We start from the raw sequence: 8,953 nt of genomic DNA, 5'->3' as shown, positions 1-8,953 counted from the left end.
TAAAAGTTTTTTGTCTTTCGACAGCTCAATGAATTCTGAATTTATTTAATATCTTTCGATATTGAATTGACTGTGCCGAAGCAACTTATAAATAAGTTACTTCTGTTGGTCACTCAGTTTCAATTGAGACTCTAAATTTTTTGCCTTGCTTAGCGAACTAAGCTTGGCTGTTAGAACTCAATCTGTACGAGTGCCCACACAGATGATTGCTTTATATTGTTAAAGAACGTTGCGACATTGTCGCTAGGGATGCGTATAATACATCCTTTATTTTTCGAGTCAACACTTAGTTTTAAACTTTCTTGCGAATATTTAAAACCGAAGTTTTATTTAACTCTCTGAGTTGTTCGTGCCTCGCTATGCGTTGGCGTTTCCCGTCTCAGTGGGGTCGCATTATAGGGAGATCCAAAAACAGATCAACACTTTTTTTGATCTTTTTTGATTTAATTGACTGTTCGAACAAATTTAGTGCATAAAGGTGGTTTTTAATACAATAAAAGGGCTTTTACAGCCCTTTTGTTACTTAACAATAAACTTCCAACCAGCTTTTGCTTGCTGTTTAGACTCTTGTTGGAGCTCACTTGCCATTAGCGGGTGCGCTTTTAGCCAATCATTTTCAAATATTAGTGTTAGAGCGTCATTATTAACAGTTAATACTAATTTTGGTAATACATCATCTTGGCGACGCATTGATAAGATCACTGCGATCCTAAGCAACCGTGTTACATACTGAGTAAGCTGAGCATGGCAGCCTAAATACTCAAAAACATTCTTTTGCAGATCTGAACGATGTGCATTCGCTACAGCCGCAATAATTTTATGCTCCGATTGTGAAAAGCCTGGCATATCGGTGTTTTCTAAAATATAAGCGGTGTGCTTTTGATATTGCTTATACTCAATTAACAAACCAATCTCATGCAATTGCGCAATCGCTTTTAGTAAAGGCAGGCCACTATTGTTGAATAGTGGCCACTGCTCGCTGACTTGAGCTGCGAGGTGACTGGCGAGTTCTGCAACTCGGTTCGCTTGTTTTTGATCGACATGATAACGGCTCATCAGGCCATCAACAGTGCGCTTTCGAATATCATGATTATGAAACTCAGGGATCATGCTATAAAGCACACCTTCACGAAGTGCGCCTCCTGCTAATCCCATTTTATCAATTTCAAGCGCTTCGAATAAAGCAATTAAAATAGCGAGCCCTGACACAAAAACTAAACGTCTTTCTTCACTAAGCCCAGGTAAATCTAGCTCAGCGATGGTCTCATAGGCGATCGATTGCTTTTTAATTTTATTGAGTTTATCTAAACTCAGTGTTTCATCGAGTGATTGTGCCACCATAATTTCTTGGATAGCTTGTACAGTACCCGATGCACCTGATGCAATCTCCCAACCCGCCACTTTATAACTTGGCGCTATATCATCAATAACTACTCGTGCGGCTTTAATAGCAGCATTGAAATTAGCGTCATTGAGTTTACAGTCTTTAAAGTAACGTTCTAGGTAGGTAACACAGCCCATGTTTAGGCTTTTATAATGTAGTGCGTCGAATCCCTTACCTATAACTACCTCAGTACTGGCACCGCCAATATCTATTACTAGTTGGCGACCACTACATGAAGATGTATGCGCAACGCCTTTATAAATAGTGCGCGCTTCTAGCTCACCACTAATGACATTAATTTTATGCGCAAGGATTTGCTCGGCTTTGATTTTAAATTCATCAGCATTCGTTGCTAAGCGCAAAGTAGCGGTGGCAACAATAGTAATGTTGTTTTTAGGGATATCTTGAAGACGCTCTGCAAATAGTGCGAGACATTCCCAGCCTCGTTGCATTGCTTCTGTGCTCAGTAAATTATCATCATTTAGCCCTGCGGCTAATCTGACTTTGCGTTTAACTCGGCCTATTGTTTGTAAGCCGCCAGCAATTGACTTAGCGATCAACATGTGAAAACTGTTAGATCCTAAATCAATTACTGCATAAACATTTTTTTGCGGTTTAAGTTGCCCCACCGTTCAAAAACCTCTAGTTACTACTACGACTATAACGACGGTCGCAATTACGACCGTGCTTTTTGGTAACTATTGTTTGGTCTACGTCCGCTGTTGTTACTACGACTACGTGGGCCTGTTGAATAATTACGCTTTCTTTGAATAGTAGGCTTAGTTAAATCATCAAGCAATGCACTTTTATCATAATGTGATAAAGGAATGCTGTGCTCTATGTATTCTTCAATTTCATGAAGATTATATGCGTACTGCTCACATGCAAAACTAATTGCCTTACCTGATGCCCCAGCGCGTGCTGTACGGCCAATACGATGAACATAATCTTCACAATCATCTGGTAAGTCGAAGTTAAATACATGACTCACTTCAGGGATATGTAAGCCACGAGCAGCAACATCTGTTGCCACAAGGAAGTCTAAATCACCTTTAGAGAATTGCGCTAAAATTGATTGGCGTTTTTTCTGATTTACGTCACCAGTGAGCATTCCCACCCGGTGTCCATCAGACTTTAACCATGCATAAACCGTTTCACAGCTATGTTTAGTATTTGCAAACACAATGGCTTTCTCAGGCCATTCTTCTTCAATCAAAGTTAATAACAGCTTAACTTTATCTTCTTGAGAAGGATGAAATAACTCTTCAACAATGCGCTTGCCAGTTTTCACATCAGGTTCAATTTGTACATGCTCTGGGTTTGTCATGTGCTCAAACGCCAGTTCTTGAACGCGATACGATAACGTTGCTGAAAATAATAAATTAAGGCGTTGTGATGTATCCGGCATACGGCGGAACATATAGCGAATGTCTTTTATGAAACCCAAATCAAACATACGATCGGCTTCATCAAGTACCACTACTTCGATTTCATTGAGGGTGTAACACCCTTGTTTATATAAATCGATTAAGCGCCCTGTGGTGCCAATTAAAATATCAACGCCTTTTTCTAATTGTGCACGTTGTTTTTCGTAATCTTCGCCACCATATACTAAACCTAAGTTAAGATTACAGTGTGGCGCTAAAATTTTTGCATCTTTGTGGATCTGAATCGCAAGCTCCCGAGTAGGGGCCATGATCAGGGCTCTTGGATGTTTACTAGGTGCTTTGCTAGATTGTAATAACCGATGGCACGTGGCAGTTAAAAACGCCAACGTTTTGCCTGTACCTGTTTGTGCTTGACCCGCAATGTCGCGGCCATCACAAATAAAAGGTAGGCATTTAGCTTGTATGGGTGTGCAATATTCAAACCCACTTTCGGTTAACCCGGCAACCACTTCCGGTGCAATAGCAAAGTCTGAAAACTTTTTATCGGTCAAATGTGTCTTAGTCATAGCGTTTAAGCATAACGTTTAAACTTGCAATAAGAAACAAGAGTGTTTAAATACGCATTAAATAATTCGCCTAACTTATCGGAGAGCGCAATGAGCGAGAAAATTATTCAATTAACTGACGATGGCTTTGAAGCTGACGTTTTACAATCAGACAAGCCTGTATTAGTTGATTTTTGGGCAGAATGGTGTGGACCGTGTAAAATGATCGCGCCAATTCTTAATGAAGTGGCAGAAGAGTTTGATGGCCGTGTTGTAATCGGTAAATTAAACATTGACCAAAATGCGGGCACACCACCTAAATTTGGTATTCGTGGTATCCCTACGTTACTTCTTTTCAAAGAAGGCCAAGTTGCGGCAACTAAAGTGGGTGCACTTTCTAAAACTCAACTTGTTGAGTTTTTAGAAAACAACATCTAAAAATATGCCTAAAAAAAGGGCAACTGCCCTTTTTTTTAATTTTTTTTGTATAAAGACTGGACGCCTAGCGAATGACCTGCTAGTTTATAAAGCCAACTAATCCTTAGTTTACCAACAAACCTCTCTCACTAATCAATATCGATTATATGAGCATGATAACTGTAATAAAGAACCCACCAATATGCATTTACGCGAATTAAAAGACAAGTCGATCAAAGAACTTGTAGACTTAGCTGAGTCCATGGGGCTCGAAAACGTAGCCCGCTTAAGAAAGCAAGATATTATCTTTGCTATCCTTAAAGCCCACGCCAAAAGTGGAGAGAACATTTTTGGCGGTGGTGTATTAGAAATCTTACAGGATGGTTTTGGTTTCTTAAGATCATCAGAAGCCTCTTACCTTGCTGGTCCTGATGACATTTATATATCACCTAGCCAAATTCGTCGTTTTAGTATGCGTACTGGTGATTCTATAATGGGTCTCATACGTCCACCTAAAGACGGTGAACGTTACTTTGCATTACTAAAAGTAAACGAAGTAAATTTTGATAAACCTGAAAACTCTCGCACGAAAATTCTTTTTGAAAACCTTACCCCGCTACATGCAAACGAACGTTTACGTATGGAACGCGGTAATGGTAGCACCGAAGATATTACTGCTCGAGTACTTGATTTAGCCTCACCAATTGGCCGTGGTCAACGTGGTTTATTAGTAGCACCGCCTAAAGCGGGTAAAACAATGCTACTACAAAATATTGCGCAATCGATTACCCATAACCACCCAGATGCGACATTGATGGTACTACTTATCGATGAGCGTCCAGAAGAAGTTACTGAGATGCAACGCCTAGTAAAAGGTGAAGTTATTGCATCAACGTTTGATGAACCAGCAAGCCGTCACGTACAAGTTGCTGAAATGGTAATTGAAAAAGCAAAACGTTTAGTTGAGCACAAAAAAGATGTAATCATCTTACTGGATTCAATCACACGTTTAGCACGTGCTTATAACACGGTAATTCCTTCATCAGGTAAAGTACTTACTGGTGGTGTTGATGCTAACGCCCTGCATAAACCAAAGCGTTTCTTTGGTGCTGCGCGTAACGTTGAAGAAGGCGGTAGTTTAACTATTATCGCAACTGCGCTTATCGATACCGGCTCTAAGATGGATGAAGTTATCTACGAAGAGTTTAAAGGTACTGGTAATATGGAATTACACTTAAATCGTAAGATTGCTGAAAAACGTGTATTCCCTGCAATCGACTTTAACCGCTCAGGTACCCGTCGCGAAGAGCTACTGACTAAACCTGATGAACTACAAAAAATGTGGATTTTACGCAAAATAGTTCATGAAATGTCTGAAATTGATGCCATGGAGTTTTTAATTGATAAACTCTCTATGAGCAAAACGAATGATGAATTTTTTGATTCGATGAAGCGTCAATAATTCTCTTTACTAGATTCTAAAATGCCTGTTAATACAGGCATTTTTTTTGCCTATCCCTAAATCTCACTCCTATTATAAATTTGTTTTATTAATCTCTTTGCTCTGTTTCCTATAGACGAAAATCAGACTGCGCAGTATTGAGTAAATATTAAAACTGCGATTATTTAAATCTAGCACGCAGTAATGCCACTCAATAAAACGCTCAACTCGCCTTATTGGTTAGTAGTAACTTATAGCCTTAATGTAACGACCCATTAAGCTTATATATCGCTCTTTTAAGTCAGCTGTTGTGATAGCTGCTTAATCAAATCATCTACTAATTCTTTTACGTCTGCATCACTGCTGGGGTTATGTTTTTGTGATAAGAGTGATTTATCTAAGCACATCGCTGCATTAGCTACATCAGTTAATGAAAATATCTGTGCGGCACCAAGGATACGATGGCTATCTTGCTGTAATGCAATATAATCCTTTGCTGCAAGGTGCTGTGTAAGTGACGCTATTTCATCATCAAAGCTGGCAATAAAACTCGTCACTAAATCGCTAATATCAGGATTAGCTAAAGGTAGCGTGCTGGTACTATTTAAATGCGCTGCGAGTGCCTGATAAAACGCTTCTTTTTCTATTGGCTTACTTAAATAGCCAGTAAATCCCATCGCTAAGTAATTATCTATTTCATGACTCATTGCATTAGCTGTTAACGCAAAAATAGGTTTATTAAAACCACACTTATGTAACAGTTCAAATGCACTAAGGCCATCCATTACTGGCATCTGTATATCTAATAAAACAACATCTGGAAATTCACTGAGGCACTGTTCAACTGCTTGCTCACCATTACTTACTGAGATCACTTCAAGGCCAATCGACTTTAAAAAGCGCGTTATTAGTCTACGATTGTCGGGATGATCTTCTGCTAATAATACTCGCCCAACTAGACCTTTAGTTGCAGCTGGTTTTGAGTTGTCGGTAGCAATAAGGGTTGGCGCATACTCTTTACATGGCACATTAAAAATAAACTCACTGCCTTTACCATGCTCACTTTCAACACTAATATAACCCCCCATCATAATTGCTAATTGCTGGGAAAGACTCAAACCAAGTCCTGAACCACCGAACCTGCGGGTGATGGTATTATCGCCTTGTTGAAAACATTCAAAAATGTTTTTTATTTGCTCTGTATTCATACCAATCCCCGTATCAATCACTTTAAAGCATACGCCTTGTTCGGTGTGATTAATATCCAGAGTAACACTGCCGTGCTCGGTAAATTTGATCGCATTAGTCAGTAGGTTTATTAGTATTTGCTTAACGCGGATCATATCTAACTTAGTCCAATAACTCGAGCCTAAGTGATTTTCTAATAGCAGCGTTAAACCTTTACTTTTAGCCTGCATACTTGACATAGCATAAACATCATTAACAAGCTCCACGAGGTCAAACTCGCTAACATGTAAATCTAAACGGTTTGCTTCTATCTTACTAATATCGAGCACATCATTAATCAAATCTTTTAAATGATCGCTATGTTTTTTAATAACTAACAATTCTGTTTGTAATTGCTGGGGCTGATATAAACCATGCAATAAGTCGTCTGTTTGCCCTAAAATAGCGGTAAGTGGTGTGCGTATTTCATGGCTGATATTAGCCAAAAACTGGCTCTTAACTTGATTCGCGGCACGTAGCTCTTGTGCCACATATTGTAATTCTTGAGTACGTTGCTCAACTTTTTGCTCTAATTGGGCTTTAGCCTTTTTTTCGATTGCACGGCGATATAATACAACTGCACAGATCAATACCAACATCAGCACAATAGACAGTAAAATAGTTAACTGTGAACGTTTTTCAATCTTTAATTCTTGTAGGCTACGCTCTTGTTTAAGCTGTTTAATTTCTTGGTTTAACTGGCTCGACTGAAACTGAGACTGAAATACATTTAACGCTTTCATGACCTCTTCACTGGTTATGCTACGTTGATAATCAACAAACTGTTGGTGCAGATGAATAGCCCGCTTATAGTCACCGGCACCAGCGCTTAATAACGCCTCGATACCTAAGCCGTCTTTAATACGCAATTCATCTTTATATTCTTTGGCTAGTGATATTGATTGTTGTAAATTTTGCTCCGCAATATCAATATCCCCCATCACTAATTGCACTTTAGCTAAAACATGTAAAGAAGCTAACCGTAAGGATTGATTATCTATCTGCTGAGCGTATTTTTGAGCTGCTTGTGCGTGATACAAAGCAGCATCCAACTCATCGATTTTTAAATTTATGTTAGCTAAGTTGGTATGCTGTACAGATAACTGATAGGCATCATTTACACTTTGATAATAGCGTAAAGCGAGCTGGTAATAGTGCAACGCTAATTGATTTTGACCCGACTCAGTATAAGCAACACCCATATTGCCATAGGAACGAGCAATCCCCTCTTCATCACCCAATTGCTGAAATACATCGAGCACTTCGCGATAAATTTCGAGTGCCGAATCATAGCTAGATAAACGAATATAGATGCCCGCAATATTATGAAGAATATCAGCTTTGTCTTGCGCGCTACCATCTATTTCATAAAGTGCTTTTGCCTGCTGGTAATGATCTAAAGCAAGCTCCATGTTGTGCATATTAAAATATGCAAGGCCAATATTACTTAGCAAGTTGGCTTGTTTTAATGGACTCTTTAAACGTACCGCTAAGTTTAACGCACGGCTGTAATCAATAATGGCTTGTTGTAATAAACCTTGAAAATATTGCACCACGCCCTGCATTTTTATTGCTCGAAAATGTAACTCAGGCAGATTTTCAAATGTACTATGCTGCTCAAGCAACTGATAATAATGCAATGCTTGGGGATAATTACTCAACTCAAACGCACGCTCAGCTAAACCAGAATAAATAGCAACTTGTTGCTGATTTGATAATTGTGTAGACAGTAACTGGGTTGCTAACAGCTGCTTTTCAGACCATTCATCCGTAACTTTAAATTGTTCAAAAAGTGCTACTTGTTGTTGAGCATTACCTGATTGAGAAAAAACGCCAAGCAGACTAATAGAGCAAATAAATAATAGGCGCTTAAACTGACCCAGCATAATTTTTTCCTTGGAATTTTGTTAGCAGTAGAAGCTATGATAGTTTAGTCAAGATACACCAATAACTAGACTGTAAACAATGCTTAACCCACTGATTGATGAGATTTTCGAGTTAATTTTAACGAAGCACATTTGGAAGGTTCACACTTTAGCGTTGGAATTATCTAAGCGAGGTGTAGTTAATAACTTAGATACAGATCCATACCGTGATCTGTTTCAGCGTAACTTTTTAATTATGAATGCACTTTATCAACTGCAACAACAACTGTTGCCAAATCAATATTTATTGGTAGCCAGTTTACATATAGAGCTCACCGATAATCCAGATAAGATAACTATTGCAGCGCATGACTCATTACAAACGTACTATCTAGATTGGCAAAATTACGATGCTTCGATAACAGAAGTTAAATCACTGTTAGATGACTTTTGGCGTACTTTTCGTGCATCACCAACAATAAATACGCTTGATCAACAACAACGCCAGACATTATTAAAGCGCTGGGAATTACCTGACGATTTTTCTATGCAGGCATTGCAAAAGCGCTGGCGGCAGTTGGCAACACAATATCATCCAGATAAACAACATGGTAATGCAGAGCAGTTTAAACAGTTAAAAAATGAATATGAGCAGCTTAGAGCAAGCTGCTCAAAAACATCATAAG

The 8,953-nt window shown here is 38.9% G+C and carries 6 protein-coding genes and 1 rRNA gene (1 of these 7 cut by a window edge); 3 read left to right on the top strand and 4 right to left on the bottom strand.

Features of this window, described 5'->3' with window-relative positions:
• From H5183_RS17440 to rhlB, 3 genes are all read right to left on the bottom strand, one after another.
• Window positions 1–2: ribosomal RNA gene (locus tag H5183_RS17440) — 16S ribosomal RNA — on the bottom strand; it reaches 1,540 nt to the left of the window's first position.
• Window positions 3–519: 517 nt separating this feature from the next.
• Window positions 520–2,013 carry a guanosine-5'-triphosphate,3'-diphosphate diphosphatase gene (gppA, locus tag H5183_RS17435; protein WP_145239897.1) on the bottom strand — a complete coding sequence of 498 codons (1,494 nt, stop codon included), beginning with the start codon at window positions 2,011–2,013 and terminating at the stop codon, window positions 520–522.
• 47 nt (window positions 2,014–2,060) lie between these two features.
• Window positions 2,061–3,338 (bottom strand): ATP-dependent RNA helicase RhlB, encoded by a 1,278-nt coding sequence (gene rhlB / locus H5183_RS17430; protein ID WP_145239899.1) that lies wholly within the window; start codon window positions 3,336–3,338, stop codon window positions 2,061–2,063.
• Between the two features lie 90 nt (window positions 3,339–3,428).
• Here rhlB and trxA point away from each other — a divergent pair, with 90 nt between their 5' ends.
• A complete protein-coding gene (gene trxA / locus H5183_RS17425; RefSeq protein ID WP_145239901.1) occupies window positions 3,429–3,755 on the top strand; it encodes a thioredoxin TrxA in 327 nt (108 codons plus the stop codon).
• Window positions 3,756–3,936: 181 nt separating this feature from the next.
• On the top strand, window positions 3,937–5,196 hold the full coding sequence (rho, locus tag H5183_RS17420) for a transcription termination factor Rho (RefSeq protein ID WP_064666866.1): 1,260 nt from the start codon (window positions 3,937–3,939) through the stop codon (window positions 5,194–5,196).
• 275 nt (window positions 5,197–5,471) lie between these two features.
• On the opposite strand, the gene H5183_RS17415 is transcribed toward rho, so the two are convergent.
• Window positions 5,472–8,288: an ATP-binding protein gene (locus H5183_RS17415; RefSeq protein WP_182732305.1), complete on the bottom strand. Its 2,817-nt coding sequence runs from the start codon at window positions 8,286–8,288 to the stop codon at window positions 5,472–5,474.
• A gap of 79 nt (window positions 8,289–8,367) precedes the next feature.
• On the opposite strand from H5183_RS17415, the gene H5183_RS17410 reads away from it, so the two are divergent.
• Window positions 8,368–8,952, top strand: coding sequence for a DNA-J related domain-containing protein (locus H5183_RS17410; protein ID WP_182732304.1), 585 nt, complete (start codon window positions 8,368–8,370; stop codon window positions 8,950–8,952).
• The last annotated feature ends 1 nt before the right edge of the window (window position 8,953 follow it).

Source organism: Pseudoalteromonas sp. SR44-8, assembly GCF_014163635.1.
Classification (GTDB): Bacteria; Pseudomonadota; Gammaproteobacteria; order Enterobacterales; family Alteromonadaceae; genus Pseudoalteromonas; species Pseudoalteromonas rhizosphaerae.
The sequence above is the reverse complement of the archived record's forward strand: the minus strand, read 5'-3'. Positions and strand labels throughout refer to the sequence as shown.